Below are 14,941 nucleotides of genomic sequence, written 5' to 3' on the forward strand. Positions count from 1 at the left end.
CTGGTGCCCCCGGACGGAATCGAACCGCCGACCTTCGGTTTACAAAACCGCTCACAAGCCTTGCAGCATAAGGCGTTGCGCCCTCTATGTTGCGTCTGTGTCGCGTCAGCCCAATAGCAGCCGCTCGGCAGAGGCTAATTCGGCCTCGTCATCACCGCGCGGGAACAGGTGCCCATAGCGGTCCATCGTTAGCACGATAGTTGAATGTCCAAGCCTCTCCTGCACCATCTTAGCAGGCAGTCCCAGGCCACCGTCCGCCGTGCGGTTGATGCACCATGACGCGTAGAAGTGACGAAGCGCATGCATGCCGGTGTACTTCCCGACGACGATGGGTTTGCCGTCCTTGTCGTGCTGTGGTTCGCCGCTCTCGTCCAGCGCCGGCACCGTGACGCCGGCTTCTACCTGTGTCGGGATAAGGCCGCGACGAATGATGTTGCTCAAGCCCTCGATGTTCCCGGCGCCATTCGGGAAGACAAGCTCCAGCACTGTGACCGGCTTGCCTTCGTCGTCCAGCTTGCCTGTCCGCCGACGCGGGCATGTAAGCTTCCACTCCCGCAACGCGTTGACGACTGTCGGGGGTAGCGGAATGGTTCGCTCGCCGGCTTCTGATTTCGGTTTTCCTATGGCGTTGAACCTATCGGCGCGCTGATGCACATGCAGCTCTCGCTTGTCTAGATCGACATCACGCCAGCGGAGCCCGCGAAGTTCAGAAGCGCGAAGACCGGTAAAAATTGCCGTAAGCAGCAATGGGCGCCATCGGCCGGAGAGTGCGTTGACAATCGCCCGGATCTCTTCCCGCGACGGGATATCGACCCCGACCTTAAGCTTGCCTTTCTGGCGCTTGTCCTGGCGCTCTCCACGCCTGCGGCGGGCGCGCATGTCTCGAACAACGTTGCGGGCCACGAAGCCGCGCTCCTGGGCGTCTGCCAGCAGCGTTCCTAGGCTGACCAGGATACGGCGCACCATAACGGGCGATCGACCATTCTCGCGAAGCTTGTCTTCAAATGCTCGGAGTGTGCTCACGCTTAGATCGGAAAGCCGCTCTTGGCCGATGAACGGCTTGATATGCAGATCGAGGTGCGATCGATATGCCTCGGTGGAAGAGCGCTCCAGCCCGGCATCAACAGCCCCTTTGATCCAAATATCTCCCGCTTTGGCCAGCCTGACACTATCCCTGTCCGCGACGTGGATGCCCTGCCGTATCTCGACGCCGGCACCGTCCCGGAAGCTGTCGGCATCCTTCTTTCTGGCGAAAGTCTTCAGTCGCCGGATGCCTTTGCCGTCGACATAGTCAACAACCCATGCTTCTTTCGCGATGCCTCGGCTGTTAGTCCATGTGCGCTTACGTACGCTCATTCTTCCCCGCCCTCATCGTTCGATTGCTCGGCGCGGGTGGCGTAGGGAACAAAGCTGACCTCACCGTCCCAGCCGGCCCGGACGGTCCATGGCTGCTTGGCGTCGGCGAGAGCATTATTGATATAATTCAGATAGTCGCTGTTCCCGTCAGGAGCACTGACGCCAATCAAGCTTTCCAAAAAAACGGACAGAAGATTGATGTCGATCGACTTCGGTGGGAACGCAACTTCAAGAGCGGCAATCGCCTCGGCGTCAAGCGTTCGGTGATTCTGCTCCGCTTCCAGACTAATGCGATCAAGCAAGGGCTGGGGGATTGCTAAAACAGGGGCCGGCTTTCCGTCTTTGTTAAAGAAGCGTTTTCGGAAGTCTTCTAGCCGATCCAACTCCCATTCAAGCCGCTCTTTGTCATCGGCTAGTTTCGCTCGCTCCCGAGTCGTGGCGAACAAGGTCTTTTGAAGCGTCGGAAAGTCTTCAAGCCGCGCCACAATCTCAGCATTCATCGAGCGGCTGTTCTTGTCTGCCGCTTCCTTAATGCGGTCTCGCAAACCAGGCGGAAGCCGAACCTGGAAGCGTTCGGCCAGCTCACTAGGGTATTTTTCGCGGTCATCGTCACTCATGCTGGGGATAAGTGCAACTTGCCACCATGAAAGGCAAGAGTGCGACTTGCACTCATCCACAGTTACAGGTACTTATTGGCAATAGATGCAAGTTGCACTCGTGAACGAAAGGAGCACATTTTGCCCGTAAAATCCGACCATAGTCTGGAGTTGGTATGGGGAGCCGAAGCCATATCCGTGTTCATCGGCCGCACGCAGCGGGCGACATTTCACATGCTGGAAAAGGGCGAACTGCCGGCGCGAAAAGTTGGCGGTCGATGGGTCGCCGAGCGGTCCAACCTGACCAAGTTCTTCATGGAGGATGCCGCTTGAAGTATTCCCTTCTCGTCAAGGTCGAACCGGACGGCCAGCCAATGCGCCTAGAAGGCCGCGTGGCCTGGGCCATGAAGAAGCTGATCGATGCCGGCGCCGGCGGCTGCACTCCGATCACGCATCCCGGCCCGCGCTGGTCCGACTACGTCTTCAAAGCTAGAGCCCTTGGCTTCGTCATTGAGACCGAGCACGAAAGCCACGGCGGCCAATTCCCGGGCCATCACGGAAAGTATATTTTACACTCCGAAGTGAGTGTCCTCGAAGAGGTGAGCGCATGAAGGGGAAAAATCCTCCGGGCGAGCACTTCACGAAGATCATCCGGCACACACATGAGTGGCCAGCGTGGCGCGCGCTGTCGTCATCCGCACAAGCGGCCTATCCCTGGTTCAAGTTCGAGTGGCGCGGGACCGACAAGAACAACAATGGCAAACTTCGGCTAAGTGTGCGCCAATTGGCGCAGCGGATGGGAGTTCGGCCCGATACCGCCGCCGAAGCCATCCGCGAGTTGCAGCGGAAGGGCTACCTGTTCCAGACGGAAAGCGCCTGCCTCGGCGTCGATGGTGCGGCAAAGTCTCCTGCCTGGGAGCTGACCGAATTAAAGCTGCCGGGGACCGACAAAACCCAGGATGGGCGGAAACTGTACCGGGAATGGCAACCCGGCAAAGACTATCCTGTGCAAGCTGCCGGCGCCAACAATCCACGCGGCGAGAATGGCCGAAGAACAAAACCCCGTCATGAAAACCGTGACGGTCCTGTCCTGATTTCCGTGACGAAAAACAGGGTGGCGTCATGAAAACCGTGACAGCCTGTCCCAAAAAGCGTGACGAAATCAGGGGTTTGCCAACACAAACCGTCACGGTTTTCGTGACATCCTTATTCTACCATATCCATATCGTTCGGGGGGGCCGCCATGCAGACACAGTTTAACTGGTCGGCTCCCTGCCAAGTGATCCTGTTCCCAATGGGAAAACGGGTCGGCCGCATTCGATCGACCGCCGAAAAGATGCTTGCCAAGCCAACCGACAGGGCGGCGGAATCCTACCGCGATCAAGTCACCGATGGTCTCATCCGGCAAATGGCGAGGACCGGCCTGTCGGTCAGCGAACAAGACGAGCACTTGGGCGCGTTCTGGTCGGCCGTCCAGGCGGAAATTATCAGGCTCACTTATCGAAGCACCCAACCAGAGGGAGGCCATGTCGCATGACCGCACAGATAGAAATCCAGCCGGGCCAATGGGTGCTGGCATACGTCGACCAGTTTTGCACCGCCTACATAGACGATGACATGCCGCGCGCCCTGGAGCGGCTGACCTCTGGCGGATCGGGTTGGGCTTGCCTATCGCCGAAACGGCCTTGGGAACAATTCATGGTCAGCTTCGTGGCCAAGGCGATGCCGAAAACATGGGAAAACGAACACGGATGGCGTGGGCGCCGCTCGTTCATCATCGCCGTGGCTGACACCCAGGCCGAAATGCTGGCGCTTCGTGATGAGCTGTTCTCCATCGGCTTCGTGGCTGACAAGCAGATTGAGGAAGAAACGGCTCGGGTGATGGCTGACTTCGAGCGCGCGACCAAGGCTGACGCTCTGGCCAAGATCCACGCGGCGTTGCCGCATATGTTTCCGGCGGTCGCATGACCGTAATCGAGAATGAAGACGGCTTCGTCGTGGTCGACGGCACCAATGTGTTGGCTGGCCCATTCCCGACCAATGCAGAGGCATGGCGCGCGTCTGATCGGATGGACGGTTCGCCCGTATCGCCAGCCGAAAAGCGGGCGGACTGGATAGCGACCAAGATCCTGTCGAGCGGGCCGGCGCCGATCGCTCCGAAGAAGAAGACCAAGCGTGAGCGCAAGCAAGCCAAAGCCGCGGCGAAGGCTCCTCGCTGGGTTCGCGACATCGCGGCGGCGAAGTTCGATCCGCACGGCAATCGCCAGCATCGGGAATGGCAGCTCGGCACGTTCGGCCCGGCGTCGCCTGTGCGGCAAGTGAACATCGCCGACTATCTCGCGGAAGGGGGCGGCCATGACCATTGAAGAGCGTAGGGCGCGTGAGAGGCTCGAACGAGAAAATCCCTGGCGGCCGATCGGCGAAGCAAAACCGGACGGCATGATCTGCGAGCTGCGCAAGAGCAACCTCGTTGAATTTGGCCGGGGGCGTTTCTTTCTGCATGACGGCCGTTGGTTCCGCATCGAACCGCCGGAGCCGATGAACGCAAGATTTGACCATCTGATCGAATACCGTCCGACAGGCGTTACCCTGAGCAAGGATCGTCAGGCCTCCGTAATCGAGCGCGCAGAGCGCGGGCGCTACGAGCACCGCGGAGGGGAAGTCTACGAGAAGCCCAAGCCCTACAAGCTCTATTGGCGGGCCGACGATGCGAAAGGCAAGAAATGAACCAGCGCGCAAAAATCAATTGTTGGTATGTGGTCCAGTCCTCGGTGTCGTCGGAACGCAAGGCGTCTGATGAGCTGAAGCGGGCTGGCTACGATGTGTTTTGTCCGGTGTGGCGCAAGGAAATCAGACACAACCGCACCAAGAAGTGGACGACAAGGGAGTTCCCGCTGTTCTGCCGCTACATGTTCGTGAGGCTGGCTGCGCCTGATCGTTGTTCTGAGCTGGATGATGTTGATGGCGTCGACAAGGTGTTGCGGGTGCAAGGTGTTCCGGTGCCGGTGGATGACGATGTCATCGTGCGGATTCGGCGGGCAGTGGACAGCGGCGCCTTTGATGAGACGCGGGAACACGGCTACCGCCTCCATGCCGGCGACAAGGTGCGGATTGCCGAAGGGCAGTTCCTCGGCCTGGAGGGCCTGATTGACGCGGTAAAGGACAGCCGGAAAGCAAAGGTGCTGGTGTCGATCTTCGGCCGATCGGTGCCGACAACGATAGAACTTGAAAATCTCGCAAAGGTAGCGTAATACCACATATAGGCGATTTGCGGCTGACTGAGCGGGATCTTCGGATCACTCGCCGGGCCGATGCGGGGGTAGATTTCGCCGCCCCCGCGCTCCGAGACATTTTCACCAAATCCAACGGTACGGAACGGCGGACAAATTGTCCGCTGTCGAGCCGGGGAGTTGTCAGCATGGGCTATCTCGACAAGCGCCGCTCCAAGCTCTTGCCGGCCGCTACCAGGGCTGCACAGGAAGAGGTGCGCCGTCAAATCGCCTTGGCGGTATCCATCACCAAGCGGAAGACAAAAGCAAAAGTGAAGGCTGAGGTGCTAGAATCTCTACAGCAGGTAACCGGGGCCAGCGATGCCAGCGCCAGCGGGTAACCAGTTCTGGAAAGCGCGCAGTTCGCACGGGCGCAAGCCGATCTTCGCCACGCCGGATGACCTATGGACAGCGGCGAGCGAATATTTTGAGTGGGTGGAAGCAAACCCACTGTGGGAAGACAAGGTAACCAGCTTCCAAGGCGCCAATACGCACGAGCCCATCGCCAAGATGCGGGCCATGACCATTTCCGGGCTCTGCATCTTCCTCGATATCGATAAGACGACTTGGTTCGACTACGCAAAGCAGAAAGATTTTTCCCACGTCACAACGCGCGTAGAGGAAATCATCCGGACCCAGAAGTTCGAAGGGGCTTCGGCAGACCTGCTCAATGCCAACATTATCGCCCGCGATTTGGGGCTAGCCGACAAGTCGGAAGTTACCGGCAAGGACGGCAAAGACCTGGTTCCGGCTGACAACACCCGCGACCTTGCCCGCCTGATCGCCTTCGCGCTCGCCAAGGGACAACAGGCCAGCAAGTGACCGTTGGCCAGACGCTAGACGACATATTGCGGGCCTACCAAGCGCTGCCTCCTGAAGAACAGAAGGCCATCGTAGAACGGGCGCAAACGCTCGCCGGCAAGAAAGCGGCTCTGCCTAACCCTGGGCCTCAAACCATGGCCTATTTCAGCGAGGCGGACGAAACCTTCTATGGTGGCTCGGCCGGCGGCGGCAAGACGTTCCTAATCTGCCTGCTGGCGCTGAACGAGCATGAACATTCCCTGATCCTTCGCCGGATCGGCAAGAACCTGAAGGGCGTCAAGCGTGAGCTGCAAGGCTTGCTCGGCACGCGGGACGGCTTCAACGAACAGTCCGGCACGTGGCGGCATGACAGGGGCGTTATCGACCTCGGGCACTGCGAGCATGAGGGGAACAAGGAAGACTATCAGGGCATCGCGCACGACCTGAAGGCCTTCGATGAAATTACGCAGTTCACCGAGACGCAATACACCTACATCATCGGGTGGAACCGCTCGGCCAATCCCAAGCAGCGCTGCCGGGTGCTGGCGACTGGCAATCCTCCGTCGACCGCTGAAGGCCAGTGGGTCATCAAGCGGTGGGGCGCCTGGCTAGATCCAACGCATCCGAATCCGGCACAGCCTGGTGAACTGCGCTGGTTCACTACGATCGACGGCGATGACACTGAAGTCGATCAAGACTACCTCGGGCCGAAAGGCGAAAAGCCACGGTCCAGAACCTTCATTGCCTCCGTGCTGGAAGACAATCCAGATCTTGCCGAAAGCGGCTATGCGTCGACCATCGAAGCAATGCCGGAACCTTACAGGACCATGCTGCGTGAAGGCCGGTTCGACATCGGTGCGCAGGATGACCTCTGGCAAGTCATCCCTTCGGATTGGATAAGGCAGGCGCAAGGCCGCTGGAAGCCTGACGGGTTCCGGGGCCTGAAGATGACGGCGGTGGCGGTCGACGTAGCGCAAGGCGGTCCTGATAAGTCGTCTTTCTCCTCGCGATACGGGACATGGTTCGCGCCGCTGGTCCGCAAGAAGGGCACCGAAACGCCAGACGGCCCGAGCATCGGGGCGGAAGTGTTCAAGATTCGCCGGGATGGCTCGGTGGTCATCGTTGACCTGGGTGGCGGCTACGGGGGCGATGCGAAGCGGTTTTTGACGGACAACGGTGTCTCGGTCGCCGGGTTCAATGGTGCTCATGGGTCTACGGCGCGCACGGTGGATAAGGCGCTTGGCTTCCTCAACAAGCGCGCTGAAGCAATCTGGCGCTTTCGTGAGGCTCTGGACCCAGGGCAAGAGGGCGGATCGCCTCTGGCACTGCCTCCTGACCCGCTGCTGGTTGCTGATCTGGTGTCCTATCGCTGGAAGCCTGTCGGCGCCGGCAACATCCAAATCGAGAGCAAAGAGGAAATCCGCAAGCGCATTGGCCGCTCACCTGATGATGGTGACGCAACAATCATGTGCTGGGCGGAAGGCGAGAAACAGGCAATCCGCAAGATGCATGAAGCGGCACTCGGCGGCCGGCTGCCGCAAGTCAAGGTCGGCTATGCAAAACAGAAGGTAGGCAGGCGATGACATTCGAAGATTCGATCAATGTGCCGAAGCCGGCGAAGGGCGCAACGCGTGGCATCATCACGGAAAAACAGGCTGCGGCGTCACTTGCGCTGGCAGAGAAGGCATTCGGTGAAAGCCGCTTCGGCCTGCTCCGATCGGAACGCCGGGGCGGTGTCGTCTCGCTGCTGTACGGGCTGAAGGGCAGGGCGCTGGACGCCAAGGCCCTGGCCTATGAGCTGAACAACTAGCGCGCACGACCTATCGGGACTGATGAGCGTCTGCTTTTTTGTCGGCTTGCATCAACCAGCCGATGCCAAGCACTTCGACGTGGCGTGTATCAGCATCAACCGACTTCGCGGAAGGAAGAAGCCTATCGATTGCGGGCAAGTGCTGGTCGACAGTGGGGCGTTCACGGAGATCGATCGGCACGGTGGATACCGTCATGGCGTCGGGGAATACGCCAATGAACTGCGCCGCCTGCATGCGGCTGGTGTGGTCAGGATCGCGGCGGCGGTGGCACAGGACTACATGTGCGAACCCTTCATGCTCGCCAAGACGGGACTGACGGTCGCGGATCACCAGCGGCTCACCATCGAGCGCTATGACGCATTGATGGCCTGCGAGCTTCCGTTCCCGATCCTGCCTGTGCTTCAAGGCTTCGACCCTCGGGACTATCAGGACCACGTCCGCGCCTATGGCGACCGGCTGACGCCTGGCATGTGGGTCGGCGTGGGATCGGTCTGCAAGCGCAATGGTGCTCCGGACAAGATAGTCGGGGTTCTGTCGGCCATTCTCGCCGTGCGTCCAGACCTGCGGCTTCATGGCTTCGGGATCAAGCAGACTTCCCTCCTGCATCCCGGCGTCCGCGAACTGCTGGACAGCGCCGACAGCATGGCGTGGTCGTTCGCAGCTCGCAAGCAAGGCCGCAACGGGAACTCGTGGCAAGAGGCGAAAGACTACTGCCAACGGCTCCAGATCATGGCCTCTGCCTCTCCACGCGAATGGCAACCGTCTCTGCCGCTTTGAATGGGTTCGTCATGACATCTCGCGTCCAACGCTTCGCACTCGCCGCATTCTCATTGCTGTTCTGAAGGAGAAAACGAACATGGCTGGTCTGTTCAAACCCAAAACCCCGAAAGTTGAACCCACTGCACGGATGCCAGATGCGCAAGATCCGGCCGTCCTGGCTGAGAAGCGCAAGCAAATGGCCGAAATGCGAGCTCGTGGCGGTCGGGACTCGACCATCATGTCAGACAATCTCACCGGCTCTGTCGGAAAGCTTGGGGCGTAAGGCCACATGCAGACCTCCGCCACGGTTCAAACCATCGTCGACAACGGCAACCGGCTTTTCAGCGAGAAGACGCCGCTGCTGTCGCATTGGCAGGAGTTGGCTGAACATTTCTACTATGACCGGGCAGACTTCACCGGGCCGCTCAACATCGGCTCTGACTATGCGGCTGGCTCGTTCTCGTCTCGGGCGGCGATCTACCGCCGGGACATGGCCGACCTTTACCGAACGATGCTGCGGCCGGCCGACTTCTTCGAAGTGAAGTCGCTCGATGAAGCCCGAAACAAGATGCCTGATGCCCGGTCCTGGCTGGAATACGCCACGGCGATGCAGCGGGCGGTCATGTACCGGAACGGCGCCGGCTTCACTCGGGCAACGGAAGCCGGTGACCATGATCACCTGACGTTCGGGCAGGCGGTCGTTGAAGTCACGCCAACGACTGACCGGCGCAACCTGTTCTATCGCAACTGGCATCTTCGCGATGTCGCATGGTCCGAAGACTATGCCGGCGCGGTGTCTGACGTGCACCGCAATTGCAAGCCGACGATCACCCAACTCATGCAGCTCTTCCCCGGCAAGGTGCCGGCAGCGCTGACGCGGGACGCAGAGAAAGACCCGTACAAGAAAATCAGCGCGCGTCATGTGGCGGTGCCGGCCGCGTCCTACGATACAGGCATCAAGGTTCGGGCTGAGCACGAGTTTATATCGCTGTGGGTGCTGCCAGACCACGAAGGCGAAGTCCTGGAGAACATAAGCCGCACCTATCGCGGCTATGTCATTCCTCGCGGTCCTACCGTCTCGGGCTCGCAATATGCCCGCTCGGTCTTCACCTCGATCATCCTGCCTGACAGCCGGACGCAACAGGCCATTGAACGCATCCTGCTCGAAGCCGGGGAAAAGGCCATCGACCCGCCGATGATTGCCACAATGGATGTGATCCGGTCGGATATCGGCCTTGGTGCCGGCGGCATTACCTGGCTCGATCGGGAGTATGACGAGAGGCTTGGCGAAGCTCTGCGACCGCTGCAAATGGACTATTCCGGCCTTCCCGCAGGGCAGAACATGTCCGACCGCCTGGATATGACGATCCGCATGGGCTTCATGACCGACAAGGTTCAGATCCCCGACACGTCTGGCATGACAGCCTACCAAATCCGCAAGGTGGTCGAGCAACAGATGCGCGCTCACATTCCGATGTTTGAGCCGGTGGAAGTGGAATATTCCGAACCGCTCTGCTCTGAGACCTTCAAGGTAATGCGGTCGCTCGGTGCTTTCCCTGCAAACGAGATCCCCGATTCGCTGCGCGGCTCTGGTGTGGAGTTCTCCTTCAAGTCGCCAATCAAAGACCTTGAAGACGAGGGCATGCAACAGAAGCTCATCGAAGGCCTGGGCGTCGTGAAGGAAGCCGCTGCGCTCGATCCGACCGTTGCCAAGCTGCCGAACGCGATGGCGATTGCAAAAGACCTCCTTCGCCGCACTGGCTGGCCTGAAGAGTGGATCAACGATGAAAAGATGCTGAAGGCCGCGGCTGATCAGATGGCCGCTGAAGCTCAAGCGGCAAACGCTGCCGCGACCGTTGGCGGTGCCGCTGAAATGGCAGGCAAGGCCGCTCCGATGGTCAAGGCAATGCAGGGCATGCAAGCCGCATGACACAGCACCAGGCGCGTGGCGGGGCTCCTAGGTCCAATCCTATGGCGCCGGCAACATATGATGACCTCGATGTCGAGGCGATCAAGGCTGTTGCCGCTGGCAATGCCTCGGAAGGGCAGCAAAAGCGGGCAATCGGCTGGATCGTCCACAAAGCGGCAATGACATACGACGAACCCTTCGTGCCTGGGCAACCGGACGTGACCGCTCACCTGACCGGCCGCATGAATGTCGGTCGGCAGATTCTGAAGCTGGTCAACGTGCCTATCCATCTGCTGACGAAAACCGAAAGGAAAGCTTGATGTCTGATGACACTCTTGCGGGCGCGGCTACGGCCGAAAACCCCGCTCCGGGTGCTGCTGAAGCGGGAAAGCCTGCTCCCGCTGCTGTGATTGCCGAACCGGCGAAAGCCGCTCCTGCTGCCTCTCCTGCGCCTGGCACTGCTGCGCCGGCCCCTGAAGCCGGCAAGGAACCGCCGCCGGCTGAAGAGGAAGGACCGTGGGGCAAAGACTGGCGCGACAAGCTGGCAAAGGGCGATGCAAAGCGCCTGGAACGCCTGGCACGGTTCGCCTCGCCGGAAGCGCTGCTCACCGCGCAAGAGGAAGCCCAGCGCAAGATTTCCGAAGGGCTGAAGCCGAAGGGCAAGCCCGGCGAAAAGGCCACGGCCGAGGAGTGGGCAGAGTATCGCAAGTCCAACAACATTCCTGAGGCAGTTGATGACTTCGTCAAGGCCATTGTGCTGCCCGACAAGCGCACCATCGGCGACGATGACAAACCGGTGGTGGCGGCATTTGCGGAACGTGCCATCAAGAAGGGGATTGCTCCCGGCGATATGGCCGAAATGGTCGATGAATATTACGCCTTGCAGGAGGAACAGCAGTTCCAGCAGGCAACCGCCGACGCGGACTTCAAGAAGCAAGCCGAAGCTGACCTCAAGAAGGAATGGGGCGGCGACTTCACCGGCAACTTCGCTGCGATGCGGCCCTATTTCGAGAGCGTAAGCCCTGAATTGTTCGATAACCTGATGGGCGGCCGGATGGCTGACGGTCGGAAAATCGGCAATCACCCCGACGCTCTCAGGTTCTTTGCTGCCAAGGCGGTTGCCGAAAACCCGATGGCCACGATTGTTCCGGCCGGCGGCTCGTCCGCTGAAAGCCTCCATGCTGAAATCGCCACGATGGAAAAGCGGATGAAGACCGACCGCGCCGCCTGGCACAAAGACACGGCAGCGCAAGACCGCTACCGCAAACTGATCACGGCCCGCGACAAGCTCAAGGCCTGATATCCCGCCTTATGACGGCCAACCCGCTCTGCGGCTCCGTCAATCGCGGCTCTACCCAAACCAGCACGTAATCAGCGCCGAAGGGCGGTCTAGCGGCTCCGGTTAACCCCGGACAACCCGCGACCCTGGCCTGCGGACAACCTGCCTACGGCTCCCGATCCCTCAATAGAAGGAATCTGGACCATGGCCGACACGGCATTCCAGAAACAGTATCGTCAAGAGTACATCGCCGGCTTCGAATCCGGTGAAAGCCCGCTGCGCATGTCGGTTACGACCGAGTTTGTGCGCAAGGGCAACGAAGCAATCTTCCTCGTGGCCGACAGCGGCGGCGCGGAAGCTCGGACTCGCGGCGTCAACGGCCTGATCACGGCCCGCGGCGACAACCTGACCCAGAACACCGCCACTCTCGTTGAATGGCATGATCTGGTCCGCAAGACCGACTTCAACATCTTCGCCTCCCAGGGCGATCAGAAGCGCATCATGCAGGATACCTCGCTCAAGGTGATGAACCGCAAAGTTGACGCGGACATCATCACTGAGCTGGCGACCGCCACCGTCGATACTGGCGCCGCTGCTACCGGCTCGCTGGCCCTAGTCACCAAGGCAATCGGCATCCTCGGCCTTGCCAAGGTGCCGATTCAGGAAGTGGATAATATGTGGGGGCTGATCACGTCTGCCATGTACGCCTACATCCTGCGCGACGCGACCTTCACTTCCGCCGACTACGTGGACGTGAAACCGCTCGCAGGCGGCCCGCTCAAGCGTGTTCTGCGCTGGGCCGGCGTCAACTGGCTGATGCATCCGGATCTTCCGGGCGCCGGTACGAACGCTGAAAAAGCGTTCCTCTACCACAAGTCCGCTATCGGCCACGCGGCCGATACCGAAAACCTCGAATCCCTTGTCGGCTATGACGAAGAGCAGGGTTACTCCTGGGCTCGCGCCTCGGCTTTCATGGGCTCCAAGCTGCTGCAGAACAGTGGCGTGGTCGTCATCAACCATGATGGCTCTGCCATCGTCGGCGCCTAAGGAGGGCTGAGAAATGGCTTATGAAGTAACCAACGGCCCCAAGTGCATCTTGTCCGGTTTCGGCGGCTCGCCGTCGATCTGGGTCTACAACGATGGCGATGCGCACGGCACTGTCGACGGGACAGACTATTTCACCGACGCCAAGGAACTTGGCATGAAAGTCGGCGATCTGGTCTTCGTTCAACTGACCTCCGACTACACGACCACGCTGCACTCTGTCAGCGCGGTCGACGCGGACGGCAACGGCACAATCAGCGCGGCCGTCCTGGCGTAACGACAACGGCGGGGGCTTCGGCTCCCGCCTTTTCTCTTTCATCGAAAGGATGCGGCCATGGCCGGACTTCCCCTTGTGGTCGGTGATCCGGCCGCAACCCTAGCTTCGCCGGTTATGCTGGTCGACCCTTCGGGCAACCCGATCAGCTCTACGGTCCCGACGTCAGTACTCGGCGTCTCGGGCTGTTTCGCCACAGCTTCGTTCACACCTGCCGCGGCAGCCTATTCCGCAAATGACATCATGGGTGCTTCGGCAGAGTTCGCATTTGCGTTTGGCAATTCGGTCGCAATTCCCGCCGGGTCGCTCATCCGCATCCTTACGGCCATCACGCGCATTGATGTCACTGCCTTGCAGGCCAGCGAAGCGGGCTATCAGTTGCAGGGCTATTCGGCAACGCAACCAAGCGCACAGGCCGACAATGACGCCTGGACGCTCGCCAGTGGTGATCTCGCCACGTATCGCGGTGCCATCCCCCTAGGTACGCCTGTGGACCTCGGCGCTGCCCTGTACATCAAGAGCGGCGGCATCGATTTGGATGTGCGGCTCATCACCTCCTCGCTTTGGGCGAGGCTCCAGACGCTCGCCGGCTTCACCGCTACTGCGGTTGCCAGGCAGGTCACGCTTTACGGGATCGTCCTCTAGTGCTGAACACGGCCCGCAATCTGGTCGTGCTTGGCCGCTTCAACCCCGCCGTCTTCTTTGGCAATGGCGAAGTTGGGTTTGCATACGACTATTCCAAGACTGACCGCCTGAAGCAACTCTCTGACGGTACAACGGCAGTCGGCACCGATGCTGACCCGGTGGGCTGGGCGCAAAGCATCGACCCGACGCAGCGCATTGCGACCCAAGCCACCGCTGACAGTCGCCCAGCATGGAAAAACCCGAACTTCCTACGCTTCGACGGCACAGCGGACAACCTGCTGTCCACCGTCTCGCCGGGTGTGGCCGGTACACTCGCCTTCAAAGGCACCGTAACGTCTGCCTCAAAGGTGGTCATCGGCTCCCGCCTCGGCTCCGGAAACAGCATCGCCCAGATCTACGTTAATGCCAGCGGCCAGATAGCGGGTGGCATCGGCACGGCGGGGGCCAGCGTGAACTACCACGGGTCCGCTGATGTGCGCGGGCTTCTTGGCGTGAACGTCTTCACCTGGGATGCCGTCACGGTCACGCTCTACCGGAACAACGTGGTGGTGTTCACCGGTGCCCGCGGTGCAGGCAGCCCGCCCGCCCAAGCCTACCGCATAGGGGCCAACAACGACAGCGGCGTGGCAGCCTCCATTGCCGACGTGGATTTGTTCCACGCGCTCGCCATCAACCGCGTGCTGACGCCAGCCGAAGTCACGAAACTCACTACGGGATGGGGGACCACATGAGTGAGCCCGTGCACATTCCATCACAGGAGAAAATCTCAATGCCTCTCAACGTCAACGGCCTGATGCTGGCCGAAAGCAAGCGCAACGTTCACCGCATCGCACTCTATGCCGGCACGAAGGCGGAAGAGCTTCTAGACCCTGGCTTCTGGGTCCATGTCGGCCCGCAACTCCGCACTGATGACCGGATTGAAGTCGTCGGCTTCGATCGGCAGTGGTTCGGTGAAGTCATGGTCCTCGAAGTGGGCAAGGGAGCCGCTGGTGGCGCTCGCGTCGCCTACATCGTCGGCCCGGTGGCGCTCACCAACGAAGCCAAGATCGACAAGCCTTCGGAACATGAAGTGCGATGGGGCGGTCCGAATGGCGGCTGGCGCGTCATCCGCACCAAAGACAAGACTGTCCTGGCTGACATGCTCGATTCCAAGGAAGCGGGCGCCGCCTGGATCGCGGAAAACCTCAAGGCGGCCTAA

The 14,941-nt window shown here is 60.3% G+C and carries 24 protein-coding genes and 1 tRNA gene; 22 read left to right on the forward strand and 3 right to left on the reverse strand.

All coding sequences use genetic code 11. The features are described from left to right. Position 1: 1 nt before the first annotated feature. The 3 genes from CIT31_RS34250 to CIT31_RS16055 form a co-directional block, all read right to left on the reverse strand. Positions 2 to 74 (reverse strand) — tRNA-Ser (locus CIT31_RS34250). A gap of 31 nt (positions 75 to 105) precedes the next feature. Further along, positions 106 to 1,356: a tyrosine-type recombinase/integrase gene (locus tag CIT31_RS16050; protein WP_095519423.1), complete on the reverse strand. Its 1,251-nt coding sequence runs from the start codon at positions 1,354 to 1,356 to the stop codon at positions 106 to 108. Beyond that, positions 1,353 to 1,973 carry an Arc family DNA-binding protein gene (locus tag CIT31_RS16055; protein WP_095519424.1) on the reverse strand — a complete coding sequence of 207 codons (621 nt, stop codon included), beginning with the start codon at positions 1,971 to 1,973 and terminating at the stop codon, positions 1,353 to 1,355. Before CIT31_RS16055 ends, CIT31_RS16050 begins: the two co-directional genes overlap by 4 nt. A gap of 120 nt (positions 1,974 to 2,093) precedes the next feature. Between CIT31_RS16055 and CIT31_RS16060 the strand changes: the two genes are divergently transcribed. The 22 genes from CIT31_RS16060 (at position 2,094) to CIT31_RS16165 (ending at position 14,941) form a co-directional block, all read left to right on the forward strand. Continuing rightward, entirely contained in the window at positions 2,094 to 2,285 is a 192-nt protein-coding gene (locus CIT31_RS16060) for a hypothetical protein (RefSeq protein WP_095519425.1), read from the forward strand. Beyond that, on the forward strand, positions 2,282 to 2,563 hold the full coding sequence (locus CIT31_RS16065; protein ID WP_245316325.1) for a winged helix domain-containing protein: 282 nt from the start codon (positions 2,282 to 2,284) through the stop codon (positions 2,561 to 2,563). Before CIT31_RS16060 ends, CIT31_RS16065 begins: the two co-directional genes overlap by 4 nt. Further along, complete coding sequence (locus CIT31_RS16070) at positions 2,560 to 3,078, forward strand: helix-turn-helix domain-containing protein (protein ID WP_095519427.1); 519 nt, start codon at positions 2,560 to 2,562, stop codon at positions 3,076 to 3,078. Before CIT31_RS16065 ends, CIT31_RS16070 begins: the two co-directional genes overlap by 4 nt. Positions 3,079 to 3,195: 117 nt before the next feature. After that, entirely contained in the window at positions 3,196 to 3,489 is a 294-nt protein-coding gene (locus CIT31_RS16075; protein WP_095519428.1) for a DUF6074 family protein, read from the forward strand. Continuing rightward, entirely contained in the window at positions 3,486 to 3,920 is a 435-nt protein-coding gene (locus CIT31_RS34655) for a hypothetical protein (protein ID WP_095519429.1), read from the forward strand. The genes CIT31_RS16075 and CIT31_RS34655 overlap by 4 nt, the downstream gene beginning before the upstream one ends. Beyond that, positions 3,917 to 4,318, forward strand: coding sequence for a hypothetical protein (locus CIT31_RS16085; RefSeq protein WP_095519430.1), 402 nt, complete (start codon positions 3,917 to 3,919; stop codon positions 4,316 to 4,318). Before CIT31_RS34655 ends, CIT31_RS16085 begins: the two co-directional genes overlap by 4 nt. Next, on the forward strand, positions 4,308 to 4,679 hold the full coding sequence (locus CIT31_RS16090) for a hypothetical protein (RefSeq protein WP_095519431.1): 372 nt from the start codon (positions 4,308 to 4,310) through the stop codon (positions 4,677 to 4,679). Before CIT31_RS16085 ends, CIT31_RS16090 begins: the two co-directional genes overlap by 11 nt. After that, positions 4,676 to 5,203 carry a transcription termination/antitermination protein NusG gene (gene nusG, locus CIT31_RS16095; RefSeq protein ID WP_095519432.1) on the forward strand — a complete coding sequence of 176 codons (528 nt, stop codon included), beginning with the start codon at positions 4,676 to 4,678 and terminating at the stop codon, positions 5,201 to 5,203. The genes CIT31_RS16090 and nusG overlap by 4 nt, the downstream gene beginning before the upstream one ends. A 167-nt stretch (positions 5,204 to 5,370) precedes the next feature. Next, positions 5,371 to 5,562 (forward strand): hypothetical protein, encoded by a 192-nt coding sequence (locus CIT31_RS16100; RefSeq protein ID WP_095519433.1) that lies wholly within the window; start codon positions 5,371 to 5,373, stop codon positions 5,560 to 5,562. Further along, positions 5,543 to 6,043: a DNA-packaging protein gene (locus tag CIT31_RS16105; RefSeq protein WP_095519434.1), complete on the forward strand. Its 501-nt coding sequence runs from the start codon at positions 5,543 to 5,545 to the stop codon at positions 6,041 to 6,043. Before CIT31_RS16100 ends, CIT31_RS16105 begins: the two co-directional genes overlap by 20 nt. Further along, positions 6,040 to 7,605 (forward strand): terminase family protein, encoded by a 1,566-nt coding sequence (locus CIT31_RS16110; RefSeq protein WP_095519435.1) that lies wholly within the window; start codon positions 6,040 to 6,042, stop codon positions 7,603 to 7,605. Before CIT31_RS16105 ends, CIT31_RS16110 begins: the two co-directional genes overlap by 4 nt. Beyond that, a complete protein-coding gene (locus tag CIT31_RS16115; protein ID WP_095519436.1) occupies positions 7,602 to 7,832 on the forward strand; it encodes a hypothetical protein in 231 nt (76 codons plus the stop codon). The genes CIT31_RS16110 and CIT31_RS16115 overlap by 4 nt, the downstream gene beginning before the upstream one ends. 22 nt (positions 7,833 to 7,854) lie before the next feature. Continuing rightward, positions 7,855 to 8,610 carry a deazapurine DNA modification protein DpdA family protein gene (locus CIT31_RS16120; RefSeq protein ID WP_095519437.1) on the forward strand — a complete coding sequence of 252 codons (756 nt, stop codon included), beginning with the start codon at positions 7,855 to 7,857 and terminating at the stop codon, positions 8,608 to 8,610. A gap of 79 nt (positions 8,611 to 8,689) precedes the next feature. Next, positions 8,690 to 8,875 carry a hypothetical protein gene (locus tag CIT31_RS16125; protein WP_095493050.1) on the forward strand — a complete coding sequence of 62 codons (186 nt, stop codon included), beginning with the start codon at positions 8,690 to 8,692 and terminating at the stop codon, positions 8,873 to 8,875. A 6-nt stretch (positions 8,876 to 8,881) separates the two neighbouring features. Then, positions 8,882 to 10,522 carry a portal protein gene (locus tag CIT31_RS16130; protein WP_095519438.1) on the forward strand — a complete coding sequence of 547 codons (1,641 nt, stop codon included), beginning with the start codon at positions 8,882 to 8,884 and terminating at the stop codon, positions 10,520 to 10,522. Positions 10,523 to 10,563: 41 nt separating this feature from the next. Next, complete coding sequence (locus tag CIT31_RS16135) at positions 10,564 to 10,821, forward strand: hypothetical protein (protein ID WP_095519439.1); 258 nt, start codon at positions 10,564 to 10,566, stop codon at positions 10,819 to 10,821. Further along, a complete protein-coding gene (locus CIT31_RS16140) occupies positions 10,821 to 11,801 on the forward strand; it encodes a hypothetical protein (protein WP_095519440.1) in 981 nt (326 codons plus the stop codon). The genes CIT31_RS16135 and CIT31_RS16140 overlap by 1 nt, the downstream gene beginning before the upstream one ends. Positions 11,802 to 11,984: 183 nt before the next feature. Further along, a complete protein-coding gene (locus CIT31_RS16145; RefSeq protein WP_095519441.1) occupies positions 11,985 to 12,827 on the forward strand; it encodes a phage capsid protein in 843 nt (280 codons plus the stop codon). A gap of 13 nt (positions 12,828 to 12,840) precedes the next feature. Further along, positions 12,841 to 13,101, forward strand: coding sequence for a hypothetical protein (locus CIT31_RS16150; RefSeq protein WP_095519442.1), 261 nt, complete (start codon positions 12,841 to 12,843; stop codon positions 13,099 to 13,101). A 57-nt stretch (positions 13,102 to 13,158) separates the two neighbouring features. Continuing rightward, positions 13,159 to 13,743: a hypothetical protein gene (locus CIT31_RS16155; protein WP_095519443.1), complete on the forward strand. Its 585-nt coding sequence runs from the start codon at positions 13,159 to 13,161 to the stop codon at positions 13,741 to 13,743. Beyond that, entirely contained in the window at positions 13,743 to 14,474 is a 732-nt protein-coding gene (locus CIT31_RS16160; protein WP_095519444.1) for a LamG domain-containing protein, read from the forward strand. Before CIT31_RS16155 ends, CIT31_RS16160 begins: the two co-directional genes overlap by 1 nt. Positions 14,475 to 14,512: 38 nt before the next feature. After that, entirely contained in the window at positions 14,513 to 14,941 is a 429-nt protein-coding gene (locus tag CIT31_RS16165; protein WP_095519445.1) for a hypothetical protein, read from the forward strand.

The sequence above is a fragment of the Mesorhizobium wenxiniae genome, assembly GCF_002284535.1.
GTDB lineage: Bacteria > Pseudomonadota > Alphaproteobacteria > Rhizobiales > Rhizobiaceae > Mesorhizobium > Mesorhizobium wenxiniae.